Here is a 13,706-nt window from a genome sequence, read left to right on the forward strand (position 1 = left end):
GACTCAGATAGTTCCCAGAGCCAGCGTGGCCATGACAAAAAACGGTGAAAATATGTTGAGGTTTTCTGCCTTGGCCAGCTGGTGATACATGGCGAATGAGGGGTCGGGAATGATGGCTTCTTCACCTTGATGGCAGGCTGAGCGGATGATCAGGTCAATACCCTGGTCGGAGCCGTTGGTAATCATCGCCTGTTTTACTGAAGGACAAACTGGCAGGGTTCGCTCATTAAAGTCCAGCAGCAGGTGGTCATGAGAGTCCCGGCCTTCCAGAGGTGGGGTATAAGCTCCCATTTGGACAATGTGGGATTTGAAAATACTCATGACAAACATTCCTGCTTGTTCTTCCAGGGTGCCAGTGTATGCAAAGCTCGTCGGGCAAGACAAGGAAAGTCACATGAGCAGCCGTGGGCAGGCTTAATAACATGAGTCTGTTATTTGTTTTCTGGAAGGTCGGATCAACCCAAAAGATCATCCATGACCGTGTCTGAATTGGCCAGATAGTTTTCCGGAAATGTCATTGCAGTACGATGTCCTGGAGAACTGCTGTTAATAGTACGATTAGCGAAAGGGCTTTAAGCGTCGAAGAATTATCTATTTCTGTGGTGGTTCCGGTACTGGCGTCTGTTGTATTAACTGCTGTTGTATTGACTGCTGTTGTATTGACTGCTGTTGTATTGACTGCTGTTGTATTGACCGCTGTTGCAGCGACTGCTGTTGTAATCGCTTCAGTTGTGCTGGCTTGAGCTGTAGGTAATCTTACACCATCGACCCTATACATCAGGGCACGATCCAATCTACCAATTGACAGCCATTTGCCGTCAGGGCTGAATGCAAGGGCGTATGCTGGCGATAATGGCATTGCTATCGGAATAATTGTCAAGCGGGGTGACGACTTGAGTTCCCCATAAACATCGACGCCTCCATTTACATAACCAATTAGCAGCTGGGTACCTTCTTGGTTGAAGACAATGCTTTCTATCCGTTGCGGTAACACGAGGGTTTGCAGAGGGCTGTTTTCGTCCGGATTCGTCCCATTATAAAGCCTGACTGTTTTTCTAGTATCCGCACATGCCAGCAGGGTGCCGTCGGAGTTGTAGGCAACAGTCAACAAAAAGCTGCCTGAAACGAACAAGTTTTCCAGGCGGTTATACGGGCTGATCCCGCTATAAATTCTTAACCTGCTGCGTTGCTCAGCGACTGCCAGCTGGCCGTTGATGGGGTGGAAGTCAACGCCTTTTATATGGCCTCTTGCATCGGACAGGGTTTTCACGAGGGTGAACAGATTTCTCACGTTTTTAATATAAAGCCTGACCTCTGAATCTTCCCCCCCGGCTGCCAGCAGGGTGCCGTTGGAGTTAAAGGCAACAGTATTTACATCGCTTCCCGCTTCGGTCAGGGTTTGCAGGTGGTTGAACGGGCTCACCCCTTCATAAACATTGACCGTATTATCATCCCCTCCCGTTACAAGCTGAGTGCCGTCGGGGCTGAAAGTAACGCTTTTTATCCAGTTTGTTGCGTGTATGGTACGCAGAAGTCTGGGGATCCCTGAACTCACATTAAAGATTTGCAAGGATCCTGCAAGGCCGCAGCGAATAGCGCCGGAACCGACTCCCACAGCCATGAGCGTACTGTTTTTATTCCATGCAATACTCAAAGCACTGTGGGGTCCACAAGGTGCTGGCTGTGCGACAGTGGGCGTTGAAGTGGGTATTGCCTGTGGCTGGTTCGGATCTGTGTTAATTTCATAGAATAATTGAGGAGGTATTTGTGCTCGCTGATTAAAGCCTGATTGAGCTTTTGTAAGGTTTAATGGCAGAGAGATAAGCAGACTTGCGATAGTCAGACCCTTTCCAAAGTTCATTACCTTCCTCCAGAGTTCCGGCTTTGAATCATTCGGAAAGTTTCCGGAGCCGGCGTGGCTATGACAAAAAACAGTGAAGATAGAGAGTTGAGACTTCTTCATGACAGGAGCGCTTTCAGTACTTTCAGTATCTTGGATGAAAAACCTCTCTCTCACGCAGAGTTGCAAAAGAGAGCATCCGGACTGATCGCTTGAGGTTGAGTATAAGCTCGGTCCGGGTGAAAGAAAACTAAAAGACCCACTGCAATATCGTTCCTTGAAGAACCGCTGTGAACAATGTGACTTAAGAAGGTTGTACGCAGCGAAGCATTATGCACTTCTGTAACGCCTCTTGTAACCGCTTCTTCTGGCATCTGCTGAATCAGACTGAATGTCTGAATGATTTGAGCAGCTGGAATGAAGCGCATATTATTTGCTCTCAGTTGTTGGGAGTGGTTGATGGATAAATTACTGGGCTTGTTGGCAGATGGACAATTCCATTCCGGTGAAGAACTGGGTGAGCATCTTGGGATTAGCCGGGCAGCTGTCTGGAAAAAACTGAAAGCGGTTGAAGAGCTTGGCCTGGCACTGGATTCTGTGCGAGGTAAGGGTTACCGCCTCGGCGGTGGTGTTGAGCTTCTTGATCACAAAAAGATTGAAAGCTTTATAGATCCTGACGTTCGTAATAAATCTGAAGTTCATACCTGCGTTATTACAAAGTCAACCAATGATCTGGTTCGTGCCCTTGGACCGGTTTCCGAAGGGGTCATCCGTTTTTGTCTGGCTGAGCATCAGTTAAAAGGGCGGGGGCGACGGGGTCGTGTATGGAGCAGTCCTTTTGGTTCAACAGTGTGTTTATCAGCCTTGTGGCAGAGCGGTGAGGGAACGGCTTCGCTGGAAGGGCTCAGTCTTGCGGTCGGTCTGGGTGTTGCGAAAGCATTGGAAACACTGGGAGCCAGAGAGTTAAAGCTTAAATGGCCCAATGACGTTCTTTGGCAGGGTAAAAAACTCTGCGGTGTGTTACTGGAAGTTCATGGAGATCCCACGGGAGAGTGTGAAGTGGTGATTGGGATAGGCATTAATGTCCGTTTAAGTGATGAGCAGTTGGCGTCAGTGGGTCAGCCTGCTATCGACCTTTTCCGGGTGTGTGGCAGAGCGGTGAGTCGAAACGCGGTCGCAGGTCAGTTGATCAATACTCTGACACATTTACTCGATGGGTTCGGACAAGGTGGCTTTAAACTGTACAGGGAACAATGGTATGAATACGATGCCTTTCATGGCAGGGAAGTTACAATAATGGCTTCTACCCGATCCGTAACAGGGCGTTACATGGGAGTGGATGATCAGGGTGGACTGCTGCTTGAGACAGCTTCTGGTCTTCATGTGTTTAATGGTGGTGAAGTGTCATTACGTCAGTCATGAACAAACTCACGGGTAGTCAGCTGCAGCTGGATGCAGGAAATACGCGGCTCAAATGGCGTCTGATGGCGGGTAGAGCTGCCGTTCAGTCAGGCTTCATTAATAATGATGCTGACTGGCAGATTATCTTGTCTCTGCTGCTGGAACAATGGGGTACTCTTCATTCCATTGCTATTTCGACAGTCTCTGGAAACGCAAGATTAGGTCAGTTGTTGCGCATATTGTCAGAAGCTACCGGCATAGAGCCATTTATTGCCAAAACCCAAAAAACCTTTGCTGGTCTCACGGTTATCTATAAAGAAGTAGAGAGGTTGGGTGTAGATCGTTGGCTGGCCATGCTAGCGGCACATGCTCATCCACTCGACGACACCAAAGTCGTTGTTAGTTGTGGTACAGCTATTACAGTGGATGTAATTGATGGTCAGGGAGATCATCAGGGGGGCTTCATTGTTCCGGGTATCCGTCTGATGAAGAAAGCTCTGGCGGTCAATACAGCCAATCTCGACAACATTGAGCATCCTGCAGAGGCGACGGCACTGGGCACTGTCACTTCAGAATGCATTAATCATGGTGTTCTGGCCATGGCAGTATCTCTCATTAATGAGACTTGTCTCAAATGGCCGGGAGCCCGTTTGTTTTTAACCGGAGGTGATGCCTCTTTGTTGCAAGCCTATATAAAGGAAGAAATAGAGCAGGTTCTGATTGAAGAGCTGGTTTTGGATGGACTCTCGATTGCCTCTGAAAGACAATAATGTTAATTGATCACTCTGATTAACAATTAACGGGAAGTCATACTTTTTAAAGAGGTTCTTTATAGGGTGTAACTTTCAAAATTCGGTTTTTAGTATGCGCTGGATCGTTCTAATACTTCTCTTGTCCAATGTCGGCTACTTTGTTTGGGGCTATTATCACCAGTCTCATAAGCCTTATCGGGCAATAAAAGTCGACACCGAAGTGCCTGTACAGGCAGGTAAAAGATTGATGCTGCTCTCTGAAATGGCGTCAACACTTCCTGAGCAAACACTGAAGAAAAAAGAAACCAAGGGAATCGCTGAAGCTCAGTGTCTTGTAGTGGGACCTTTTGAATCCTCAGCAAAAGCAGACAGTCTGCAGCAAAAACTCTTTTCAGTGGGTGTTTCGAGTAGAGAACGCTCTGACAATGAGGTAATGCTTGCAGACTACTGGGTGCATATTCCGCCCCGAAGTAATCGTCAGGCGGCAATAAGATTGTTAAGAGAATTGCAGGGGCAGGGGATAGACAGTTTTGTGATTACACAGGGAGAACTGGCCAATGGCATATCTCTGGGGTTATTCAGTAAAGAGGTTTCGGCAAATGAAGTCAGTCGTCGTGTACAAGAAGCGGGTTATGAACCCGCTATTAAAAAGTTGCCCCGTGAGCCTGAAACTTTCTGGCTGGAGATGACGGATTCAGAAGCAAAAAAGTTAAGTGCTGGTTTTTGGGAGAGACAGGCCGACGAATACAATGATCTGAAAATGCTGGAAAAAAACTGCAAAAGCGTTGCATCCGATGATTCGATTCACTAATATACGCCTGCGCTTCGGGGCGGTTAAATAAAGCAGGCTTTCTGTATCGTTTGCAGGGAAACAAACTTGACATTGAAAAGCTCCTGAATAAAATAGCGCAGCACTTGGTGGGGTTCCCGAGCGGCCAAAGGGATCAGACTGTAAATCTGACGCGAAAGCTTCGCTGGTTCGAATCCAGCCCCCACCACCAGATTGCCAGGTCTTCTTTTGTTGTAAGTTGGCTTGATAAGTGGGCATACTGCATGATGTGGTCCTGCTTCGCGGGTATAGTTCAATGGTAGAACCTCAGCCTTCCAAGCTGATGATGCGGGTTCGATCCCCGCTACCCGCTCCATTGATTCTGATTTAAGTGCTCTTGTAGCTCAGTTGGTAGAGCGCACCCTTGGTAAGGGTGAGGTCGGCAGTTCAAATCTGCTCAAGAGCTCCATATGATAGAAATACGGTAGTTTACTCCTGTTTCTGGCCTCTGTTAAAAGAGGTTTAAAAAAGAATAAGACTTTTCAGCTTGATTGGGGTCGATTATAATTGATCGGTCCTTGTATCGGGGTGGGTATAACAAGACTGCTCAAAGATACAGGCCAGTAGTTCAATTGGTAGAGCACCGGTCTCCAAAACCGGGGGTTGGGGGTTCGATTCCCTCCTGGCCTGCCATTTCTATTTTATGTCAGCGTTTTGTTCTGACAAAGCTTATCCGAGTAGAGATAGTCAACCAATGAGTGGAAAACCTGAAGTAGCATCTAAAGGACGACTGGACGGGCTCATGTGGGCTCTGGTGGCGGTTCTGTTAGTTGCTGGTGTTGGCGGGAATGTGTACTTTGGTGAGTATTCTGTTCTCTATAGAGCGTTGGCGTTGGTGGCTCTGGCTGTAGTGGCCGGGTTTATTGCGCTTCAAACCGTAAAGGGTGATGCTTTTTGGACATTGGTCAAAGAAGCAAAGGTTGAGATTCGAAAAGTAGTCTGGCCGACTCGTCAGGAAACTGTTCAGACCACGCTGATTGTTGTGGCGGTGGTTGTTATTATGGGGCTCATTTTATGGGCGCTTGATTCTCTGCTAGGCTGGATCATCAGTAGCCTGATTGGATAGGGATAAATAATGGCGAAACGTTGGTATGTGGTTCATGCCTACTCCGGCTATGAGAAGCAGGTGATGCGTTCGCTGATTGAGCGCGTAAAACTTCATGGTATGGAGGATCTCTTTGGTGAGATTTTGGTGCCTACCGAGGAAGTGGTTGAAATCAGGAACGGCCAGAAGCGCAAAAGTGAGCGTAAATTCTTCCCTGGATATGTATTAGTCCAGATGGAAATGAATGAAGATAGTTGGCATCTTATTAAAGATACTCCTCGAGTGATGGGCTTTATTGGTGGTACCGCGGATAAGCCGGCACCTATCACTGAAAAAGAGGCCGATGCGATACTGCAGCGTGTTCAGGAAGGTGTTGAGAAACCTCGTCCCAAGACGTTGTTCGAACCTGGTGAGATGGTTCGGGTTATTGATGGGCCGTTTGCGGACTTCAACGGCGTAGTAGAGGAAGTGAACTACGAGAAGAGTCGTCTGCATGTGGCGGTAATGATTTTCGGTCGCTCTACACCGGTTGAGCTCGAGTTTGCTCAGGTCGAAAAAGTCTGATCTGTCTTGAGCGTGTCTTTAGGGATAGCAGACACTATAAGAGTTTAAGACCCTGTGCTGTGTGAATGGCGCAGGGTTTTTATCTGAGGGGCGAAAGCCCGGAACGGGTAGCTGAAACAGGTACTTCTGGTGAAAACCGGTAGACGCTGTTGATGCGGTGACCCATTGTTGAGGTTGATATGGCTAAGAAAGTCGAAGCTTACATCAAGCTGCAGGTTCCTGCAGGTAAAGCTAACCCTTCACCACCTGTTGGTCCCGCTCTGGGTCAGCACGGTGTGAACATCATGGAGTTCTGCAAGGCGTTCAACGCCAAGACTCAGGAGATGGACGCTGGTATGCCGATTCCGGTAATCATTACCGTATACGGCGATCGTAGTTTCACTTTTGAGACCAAGACTCCACCTGCATCCGTTCTGCTGAAGAAAGTTCTGAAGCTCAAGAAAGGTTCCGGTCGTCCAAATACAGAAAAAGTAGGTACTGCTACTCGTGAGCAGTTGCTGGAAGTGGCCAGGATTAAAGAACCTGATCTGACTGCAGCAGACGAAGATGCGGCAATCCGCACCATCGCTGGTTCCGCTCGTTCCATGGGTGTCAACGTGGAGGGTGTGGAATAATGGCTAAGATGTCCAAGCGCGCCAAAATGATTGCTGAGAAGGTTGTAGCTGAAAAGGCTTATTCCTTTGAAGAAGCGGCTAACGTCCTGAAAGAAGTATCCAGCGTCAAGTTCAAGGAATCTGTTGAAATTTCAGTCAACCTGGGTGTGGATCCTCGTAAATCTGATCAGGTTGTTCGTGGTTCTACCGTTCTGCCTGCAGGTACCGGAAAAGACGTCCGTGTTGCTGTGTTTACACAAGGTGCTAACGCTGAAGCGGCCAAAGAAGCCGGTGCTGACATCGTTGGTATGGACGATCTTGCTGCTCAGGTTAAAGCTGGCGAAATGAACTTTGACGTTGTTATCGCTTCTCCCGATGCGATGCGCGTTGTAGGTCAGCTGGGCCAGATTCTGGGTCCACGTGGCCTGATGCCTAACCCTAAAGTGGGTACTGTTACTCCAAACGTTGCTGAAGCCGTTAAAAACGCTAAAGCCGGTCAGGTACGTTTTCGTACTGATAAGAACGGTATCATCCACGCGGGTATCGGCAAGATCGATTTTGAAGCGGGTTCACTGCAAGAGAACGCTGAAGCACTACTGGCTGAACTGAAGAAGCTGAAGCCTTCTTCCAGCAAGGGTATTTACATGAAGAAAGTCACCCTGTCTTCTACTATGGGCCCGGGACTGACCATCGACATGAACTCACTGAATATCTAGTATTCACGGATTTGCTTAAAGCAGCCTTGAGCTGATAAACAGCCTTGAGCTGGTAAATGAATAGCGGAAAGCTGCAGGCAGCATGTCTGCAGTATCCGAAAGACTTTGGGGTCTCCGGTTTTCGGAGGTCGTCAAAGATCGTAGGTGTGAAGATCTGTGCCTGTTTAATCGGGGTTGGGCCAGAGGTCTGACAAAAAGATCGACGCTTAATTTCCTGCGTAGACGGTGAGCAATACAAAAGACTGTTACAGTGTTTTGCTATTAACCCTTCACCGTATTGTAATTGCCCGGCTTTTCAGTGGCTGAAGAGCTGGGTGTTAACTTCATAATTTGGAGTAAAGCCAATGGCGTTAGGACTCGAAGACAAGAAGGCGATTGTCGCCGAAGTCAGCGAGGCTGCACAAAGCGCTCTGTCGGCTGTAATCGCGGACTACCGTGGTCTCACGGTTGACCAGATGACGCAACTGCGTAAGCAGGCTCGTGAAGGTAACGTATACCTGAAGGTTGTACGTAACACCTTGGCCAAGCGCGCTGTTGAAGGCACTGATTTCGAGTGCCTGCAAGACTCTCTGGTTGGTCCAACTGTGCTGGCCTTCTCTCAGGAAGACCCGGGCGCGGCAGCGCGTCTGATGAAGGACTTCGCTAAAGAGAACGATGCTCTGGAAGTTAAGGCTCTGTCCATCTCTGGACAGGTTCTGGGTGCAGAGCAAATTGATGTTCTGGCCAAGATGCCTACTCTGGATCAGGCTCGCGCGATGCTGATGAGTGTGATGATTGCACCTGTGACCAAGCTGGCAAGAACTCTGAACGAGTTCCCAGGCAGCATTACACGTGTAATGGCAGCTGTTGCCGACGAGAAGAAAAAAGCCGCATAAGCCCTTTGGCAGGCATGAAGTTCACTGCAAAGGAAGTCCTTGGTGTGGAAGTGACCTGCTGGCTGGTTTTTCTCTCTTATTTAATGAATTCCGGGGTTTTACCCCAAAAAAGATTTTTGGAGACATACAATGGCTCTGTCTAAAGAAGATATCCTGAATGCAATCGCTGAAATGTCTGTAATGGATGTTGTTGAGCTGGTTGAAGCTATGGAAGAGAAGTTCGGCGTTTCTGCTGCTGCTGCAGTTGCTGCTGCTCCTGCTGCTGCTAGCGACGCTGGCGCTGCTGCTGCTGAACAGACTGAATTTGACGTCATTCTGACTTCTGCTGGCGACAAGAAAGTAAACGTAATCAAGGTTGTTCGCGGCGCGACTGGCCTGGGTCTGAAAGAAGCTAAAGCTGTTGTAGACGGCGCTCCTGCTCCTCTGAAAGAAGGTGTGAGCAAAGAAGAAGCTGAAGACCTGAAGAAGCAGCTGGAAGAAGCTGGCGCTTCCGTAGAAGTTAAGTAATTCTACGACAGCGTTGAAATATCCAGAGCCTATTGCATAATAGTCTCAGGTGGCTGGTGCCTTTATGGCACCGGCCTTTTTCCGTTGTATGAGCTATATCGTTCTATGCCGGATGGCAACGTTCGATGGTTCAATTAATTGATGGAGTTCAGATCGTTAAAGGCTCAGGCTGACTGTGTTTTACCGCAGGGATCTATCTCCTTCAATCTGAGAAAGTTGCAGTGTCATTGGCAGAGTGGGAGCCTGACCGGAAATTGACAGCTCGGACAAAAGTCCGGCAGAGCATAATTCCCGATCAGATTCCCGGAATGAAAGTCTGACTTTCGTTCTGGACGCTAAAGCTCATGCAACGGTAACGGTTGAAATCACCGTTTTTTAATTGGGTATCAAAAGGGGGCCACCCGCCCTCAATAAACCTAGATGGCCAGACCAGACGGTCTGAAGCCAGAACCAGGTGACCAAGCTGGGGAACGCTGATGGCATACTCGTATACAGAGAAAAAACGCATCCGCAAAGACTTCGGCAAACTGCCGCATGTCATGAATGTGCCCTATCTTCTGGCGATTCAGCTTGATTCTTATCATAAGCTGCTGCAATCCGGAAGAGAGCCGACCGCACGTGAGGACATTGGTCTTCATGCTGCATTCAAATCCGTATTTCCAATCGTAAGTTACTCTGGAAATGCAGCGCTGGAATACGTGAGTTACAGGCTCGGTACTCCAGCGTTTGATGTCAAGGAATGTCAACTTCGTGGTGTGACTTACGCGGTACCTCTGCGTGTAAAAGTGCGCCTGATCATTTATGACAAAGACTCTGCCAACAAGGCAATCAAAGATATCAAGGAACAGGAAGTTTACATGGGCGAAATTCCGCTCATGACTGAGAACGGTACATTTGTAATCAATGGTACTGAACGTGTTATCGTATCTCAGCTTCATCGTTCTCCTGGTGTATTCTTTGACCACGACCGTGGCAAGACACACTCTTCAGGCAAACTGCTGTATTCTGCCCGTGTGATTCCTTACCGTGGCTCATGGCTGGACTTCGAGTTCGATCCGAAGGACATGCTTTACGTACGTATCGACCGTCGTCGTAAGCTGCCTGCTACGATTCTTCTGCGTGCCCTGGGCATGAGTAATGAAGAGATCCTGAATGACTTCTTCGATACCGTAGACTTCAAGATCGGCTCTGAAAATGTCAATACTGAGTTTGCCGCTGAGCGCCTGCGTGGTGAAGCTGCAAGCTTTGACATTAAAGACGGCGACGGCAATGTTCTGGTTGAACAGGGTCGTCGTGTGACGGCGCGTCACATCCGTCAGCTGAAGAAAGCCAATATTGAACAGCTGGAGGCTCCGGTAGAGTATATTTACGGGAAGGTCCTGGCCAAGACCGTTGTACATGCTGCCACCGGTGAAATCATTGTTGACTGCAACACTGAAATTACTCCGGAAGTTTACGAAAAACTGCTGGAAGCCGGAATCAAACAGGTTGAAACCCTGTACATTAATGAGCTGGACTGCGGTTCATATATTTCTGACACTCTGCGCAGTGACACCACGACAAACCGTCTGGAAGCTCTGGTAGAAATCTACCGCATGATGCGTCCCGGTGAACCGCCGACACAAGAAGCAGCAGAAACCCTGTTTGGCAACCTGTTCTTCTCTGCAGAGCGTTATGACCTGTCCGCAGTTGGTCGCATGAAATTCAACCGTCGTCTGGGTCGCGAAGACGACGTCGGTTCTGGTGTCCTGGATAACGCTGACATCGTTGATGTTCTGAAGACACTGGTCGACATACGTAATGGTCAGGGCATCTGTGACGATATCGACCATCTGGGTAACCGTCGTGTTCGTTCGGTCGGTGAAATGGCTGAAAACCAGTTCCGTGTCGGTCTGGTTCGTGTCGAGCGTGCCGTGAAGGAACGCCTGAGCCTGGCAGAGTCCGAAGGCCTCATGCCTCAGGATCTGATCAACGCCAAACCGGTTGCAGCGGCCATCAAGGAATTCTTCGGTTCCAGCCAGCTGTCCCAGTTTATGGACCAGAACAATCCACTGTCCGAGGTGACTCACAAGCGTCGTGTATCTGCACTTGGCCCGGGTGGCTTGACCCGTGAGCGTGCCGGTTTTGAAGTTCGGGACGTACACCCGACTCATTACGGTCGTGTATGTCCTATCGAAACGCCTGAAGGGCCCAACATTGGTCTGATCAACTCTCTTGCGACCTATGCTCGTACCAACGACTACGGTTTCCTGGAGTCTCCATACCGCAAGGTCGTGGATGGCAAAGTGACGGATGAGATCGATTACCTGTCTGCTATCGAAGAAGGTGAGTACGTTATCGCTCAGGCTTCTGCGAAGATGGACGACGGCAATAACCTGACTGAAGAGCTGGTTAACGTTCGTCACCGTAACGAATTTACCCTGATGGGGCCTGAAAAAGTCCAGTACATGGACGTTTCAACCAAGCAGGTGGTTTCCGTTGCAGCCTCCCTGATTCCATTCCTCGAGCACGACGATGCTAACCGTGCCTTGATGGGATCGAACATGCAACGTCAGGCCGTGCCAACCCTGCGTGCCGACAAGCCTCTGGTGGGCACCGGTATGGAGCGTAACGTAGCTTCTGATTCCGGTGTTTGTGTGGTGGCGCAGCGTGGTGGTGTGATTGATACTGTTGACGCAGCGAAGATTGTTGTTCGTGTCAACAACGACGAACTTCAGCCTGGTGAAGCCGGTGTCGATATCTACAACCTGACCAAGTACACCCGTTCTAACCAGAATACCTGCATTAACCAGCGTTCTCTGGTCCGTGCCGGCGAGACCATCGCTCGTGGCGATATTCTGGCTGATGGTCCATCCGTAGACATGGGTGAGCTGGCCCTGGGGCAGAACATGCGCGTAGCGTTCATGCCCTGGAACGGTTACAACTTTGAGGACTCAATCCTCATCTCCGAACGTGTTGTACAGGAAGACCGCTTCACTACGATTCACATTCAGGAACTGACCTGTGTGGCTCGTGATACCAAGCTCGGACCGGAAGAAATTACTTCTGATATTCCTAATGTCGGTGAGTCTGCACTGAACAAACTGGATGAAGCCGGCATTGTTCATGTCGGTGCTGAAGTCGGTGCTGGCGACATTCTGGTGGGTAAGGTAACCCCTAAAGGTGAAACTCAGCTGACACCAGAAGAAAAACTGCTGCGTGCAATCTTCGGTGAGAAGGCATCCGACGTTAAGGATACTTCTCTGCGTGTACCGACTTCTGTCAAGGGTACCGTCATCGACGTACAGGTATTCACCCGCGACGGCGTTGAAAAAGACAGCCGTGCCCAGGGCATCGAAAAGGCGGCTTTGGACGAATATCGCAAGGACTTGAACGAAGAATTCCGTATCGTTGAAGAAGATACCTTTGACCGTCTGCGTGAAGCTCTGCGTGGTCAGCCTGTTGACCGTGGTCCTGGCCTGAGCAAGGGCAACACCATCACGGACGAGTTCCTGAATGGTCTGGAACACGAACAGTGGTTCCGTCTGTCCATGTCTGATGAAACTCTGAACGAACAGCTGGATCTGGCGAAAGAACAGCTGAAAGAGCGTCGCGCACAGCTCGACGAGCGTTTCGAAGACAAGAAGAAAAAGCTGCAGACCGGGGACGACATGGCGCCTGGCGTGCTGAAAATAGTCAAAGTTTATCTGGCGATCAAACGTCGTATCCAGCCGGGTGACAAGATGGCGGGTCGCCACGGTAACAAGGGTGTTATCTCCATCATAATGCCTGTCGAAGACATGCCCTACGATGAAGAAGGCAACCCGGTTGATATTGTGCTGAACCCTCTGGGTGTGCCGTCCCGGATGAACGTAGGACAGGTTCTGGAAACTCACCTGGGTGCTGCGGCACGTGGTCTGGGCCACAAGATCAACCGCATGATCGAGTCCCAGAAGAGAGTGGCTGAAATCCGTGAATTCCTCGACCAGGTTTACAACGGAGTCGGTGGCGGACGTGTTGAGGAACTGGACAAGTTCACTGACGAAGAAGTCATGGAGCTGGCCCATAACCTGCGCGGCGGCGTACCTATGGCTACTTCGGTATTCGATGGTGCCAAAGAATCTGAAGTGAAGGAGTTGCTGCGTCTGGCAGATCTCAGCGACACGGGTCAGGTAAGACTGCACGACGGACGTACCGGTGATTCCTTCGACCGTCCTGTCACTGTGGGCTACATGTACATGCTGAAGCTCAACCACCTGGTTGATGACAAGATGCACGCACGTTCCACAGGTTCTTACTCTCTGGTTACCCAGCAGCCACTCGGTGGTAAGGCCCAGTTCGGTGGTCAGCGTTTCGGGGAGATGGAGGTATGGGCACTGGAAGCCTACGGTGCTGCCTACACTCTGCAGGAGATGCTGACTGTTAAGTCTGATGATGTGACCGGTCGTACCAAGATGTACAAGAACATCGTCGATGGTGATCATCGAATGGAAGCCGGGATGCCCGAATCCTTCAACGTACTGTTGAAAGAGATTCGCTCTCTGGGTATCGACATTGAGCTGGACACCGAATAACGAATACGTGAAATCCGCTGGTTGGGCATAG

Annotated in this window: 12 protein-coding genes and 4 tRNA genes; 14 read left to right on the top strand and 2 right to left on the bottom strand. The window is 49.5% G+C overall.

All coding sequences use genetic code 11. The annotated features are described in order from the left end of the window. Positions 1–3: 3 nt before the first annotated feature. Both KBW69_RS10485 and KBW69_RS10490 read right to left on the bottom strand, forming a co-directional pair. On the bottom strand, positions 4–321 hold the full coding sequence (locus KBW69_RS10485) for an aminotransferase class I/II-fold pyridoxal phosphate-dependent enzyme (protein ID WP_257255577.1): 318 nt from the start codon (positions 319–321) through the stop codon (positions 4–6). A gap of 193 nt (positions 322–514) precedes the next feature. Then, on the bottom strand, positions 515–1,861 hold the full coding sequence (locus tag KBW69_RS10490) for a WD40 repeat domain-containing protein (RefSeq protein WP_257280848.1): 1,347 nt from the start codon (positions 1,859–1,861) through the stop codon (positions 515–517). A 438-nt stretch (positions 1,862–2,299) separates the two neighbouring features. On the opposite strand from KBW69_RS10490, the gene birA reads away from it, so the two are divergent. The 14 genes from birA to rpoB all read left to right on the top strand — a co-directional run bounded on the left by birA (position 2,300) and on the right by rpoB (position 13,675). Next, the gene (gene birA, locus KBW69_RS10495) at positions 2,300–3,262 is read left to right on the top strand and encodes a bifunctional biotin--[acetyl-CoA-carboxylase] ligase/biotin operon repressor BirA (protein WP_257254484.1); all 963 of its coding nucleotides are present in this window, start codon (positions 2,300–2,302) and stop codon (positions 3,260–3,262) included. Beyond that, positions 3,259–4,011, top strand: coding sequence for a type III pantothenate kinase (locus tag KBW69_RS10500; RefSeq protein WP_257254483.1), 753 nt, complete (start codon positions 3,259–3,261; stop codon positions 4,009–4,011). Before birA ends, KBW69_RS10500 begins: the two co-directional genes overlap by 4 nt. Before the next feature lie 94 nt (positions 4,012–4,105). Beyond that, on the top strand, positions 4,106–4,804 hold the full coding sequence (locus tag KBW69_RS10505) for an SPOR domain-containing protein (protein WP_257254482.1): 699 nt from the start codon (positions 4,106–4,108) through the stop codon (positions 4,802–4,804). Between the two features lie 106 nt (positions 4,805–4,910). Further along, positions 4,911–4,994, top strand: a tRNA-Tyr gene (locus KBW69_RS10510). A 70-nt stretch (positions 4,995–5,064) separates the two neighbouring features. Beyond that, positions 5,065–5,138, top strand: a tRNA-Gly gene (locus KBW69_RS10515). A 17-nt stretch (positions 5,139–5,155) separates the two neighbouring features. Further along, a tRNA-Thr gene (locus tag KBW69_RS10520) sits at positions 5,156–5,231 on the top strand. A gap of 148 nt (positions 5,232–5,379) precedes the next feature. After that, positions 5,380–5,455, top strand: a tRNA-Trp gene (locus tag KBW69_RS10525). Between the two features lie 61 nt (positions 5,456–5,516). Next, the gene (secE, locus tag KBW69_RS10530; RefSeq protein ID WP_257254481.1) at positions 5,517–5,888 is read left to right on the top strand and encodes a preprotein translocase subunit SecE; all 372 of its coding nucleotides are present in this window, start codon (positions 5,517–5,519) and stop codon (positions 5,886–5,888) included. Between the two features lie 9 nt (positions 5,889–5,897). Then, positions 5,898–6,431: a transcription termination/antitermination protein NusG gene (nusG, locus tag KBW69_RS10535; RefSeq protein ID WP_257275605.1), complete on the top strand. Its 534-nt coding sequence runs from the start codon at positions 5,898–5,900 to the stop codon at positions 6,429–6,431. A 179-nt stretch (positions 6,432–6,610) separates the two neighbouring features. Next, the gene (gene rplK, locus KBW69_RS10540; RefSeq protein WP_257275606.1) at positions 6,611–7,045 is read left to right on the top strand and encodes a 50S ribosomal protein L11; all 435 of its coding nucleotides are present in this window, start codon (positions 6,611–6,613) and stop codon (positions 7,043–7,045) included. Beyond that, positions 7,045–7,740, top strand: coding sequence for a 50S ribosomal protein L1 (gene rplA / locus KBW69_RS10545; protein WP_257275607.1), 696 nt, complete (start codon positions 7,045–7,047; stop codon positions 7,738–7,740). Before rplK ends, rplA begins: the two co-directional genes overlap by 1 nt. A 344-nt stretch (positions 7,741–8,084) precedes the next feature. Continuing rightward, positions 8,085–8,615, top strand: a complete 531-nt coding sequence (gene rplJ, locus KBW69_RS10550) for a 50S ribosomal protein L10 (RefSeq protein WP_257275608.1) — start codon at positions 8,085–8,087, stop codon at positions 8,613–8,615. A 129-nt stretch (positions 8,616–8,744) separates the two neighbouring features. Beyond that, entirely contained in the window at positions 8,745–9,122 is a 378-nt protein-coding gene (gene rplL / locus KBW69_RS10555) for a 50S ribosomal protein L7/L12 (protein WP_257275609.1), read from the top strand. A gap of 476 nt (positions 9,123–9,598) precedes the next feature. Continuing rightward, positions 9,599–13,675 carry a DNA-directed RNA polymerase subunit beta gene (gene rpoB / locus KBW69_RS10560; protein ID WP_257280849.1) on the top strand — a complete coding sequence of 1,359 codons (4,077 nt, stop codon included), beginning with the start codon at positions 9,599–9,601 and terminating at the stop codon, positions 13,673–13,675. Positions 13,676–13,706 lie beyond the last annotated feature (31 nt).

This window comes from Endozoicomonas sp. ISHI1 (assembly GCF_024606225.1).
Classification (GTDB): Bacteria; Pseudomonadota; Gammaproteobacteria; order Pseudomonadales; family Endozoicomonadaceae; genus Endozoicomonas_A.

Excerpts from the sequence above, each read along its gene's own strand:
- KBW69_RS10485 (WP_257255577.1), bottom strand. The coding sequence starts at position 321 with ATGAGTATTTTCAAATCCCACATTGTCCAAATGGGAGCTTATACCCCA.
- KBW69_RS10490 (WP_257280848.1), bottom strand. The coding sequence starts at position 1,861 with ATGAACTTTGGAAAGGGTCTGACTATCGCAAGTCTGCTTATCTCTCTG.
- birA (WP_257254484.1), top strand. The coding sequence starts at position 2,300 with ATGGATAAATTACTGGGCTTGTTGGCAGATGGACAATTCCATTCCGGT.
- KBW69_RS10500 (WP_257254483.1), top strand. The coding sequence starts at position 3,259 with ATGAACAAACTCACGGGTAGTCAGCTGCAGCTGGATGCAGGAAATACG.
- KBW69_RS10505 (WP_257254482.1), top strand. The coding sequence starts at position 4,106 with ATGCGCTGGATCGTTCTAATACTTCTCTTGTCCAATGTCGGCTACTTT.
- secE (WP_257254481.1), top strand. The coding sequence starts at position 5,517 with ATGAGTGGAAAACCTGAAGTAGCATCTAAAGGACGACTGGACGGGCTC.
- nusG (WP_257275605.1), top strand. The coding sequence starts at position 5,898 with ATGGCGAAACGTTGGTATGTGGTTCATGCCTACTCCGGCTATGAGAAG.
- rplK (WP_257275606.1), top strand. The coding sequence starts at position 6,611 with ATGGCTAAGAAAGTCGAAGCTTACATCAAGCTGCAGGTTCCTGCAGGT.
- rplA (WP_257275607.1), top strand. The coding sequence starts at position 7,045 with ATGGCTAAGATGTCCAAGCGCGCCAAAATGATTGCTGAGAAGGTTGTA.
- rplJ (WP_257275608.1), top strand. The coding sequence starts at position 8,085 with ATGGCGTTAGGACTCGAAGACAAGAAGGCGATTGTCGCCGAAGTCAGC.
- rplL (WP_257275609.1), top strand. The coding sequence starts at position 8,745 with ATGGCTCTGTCTAAAGAAGATATCCTGAATGCAATCGCTGAAATGTCT.
- rpoB (WP_257280849.1), top strand. The coding sequence starts at position 9,599 with ATGGCATACTCGTATACAGAGAAAAAACGCATCCGCAAAGACTTCGGC.